This is a genomic window from Tritonibacter sp. SIMBA_163, from assembly GCF_046535935.1.
GTDB classification, from domain to species: domain Bacteria; phylum Pseudomonadota; class Alphaproteobacteria; order Rhodobacterales; family Rhodobacteraceae; genus Epibacterium; species Epibacterium scottomollicae.
The window spans coordinates 1-270 of sequence record NZ_JAWJBP010000483.1 but is presented as its reverse complement, the minus strand read 5'-3'; the positions used below and the strand labels follow the sequence as shown (position 1 = coordinate 270).

At 45.9% G+C, this 270-nt stretch carries 1 protein-coding gene; it reads right to left on the bottom strand.

The window, feature by feature from the left end; all coding sequences use genetic code 11:
- Positions 1-270 (bottom strand): AI-2E family transporter (locus tag R0J92_RS23220; protein WP_411053409.1); only part of this gene is annotated, 270 nt, incomplete at both ends.

Here is a 270-nt window from a genome sequence, read left to right as displayed (position 1 = left end):
GGGCTTTCGGCTTCAAGTATAAATTTTCAATTAATGTGGCTGCACCGGCGACCCAAGGCGGAACAATCAGTGCTCCTAAAATTCCCAAGACTTGTGCTCCGCCAATGACAGCAAGCAGTTGATACAAGGGATGCAGACGCACGGTATTCCCAACTAATAGCGGGTCTAAAACATAAGTTTCTAAATTTTGAATCACCACAAACAACAATAACACCCATAATACGGTCCATCCCCCTTGCGCTGTTGCAACAATCAGGGCGGGAATTGAAC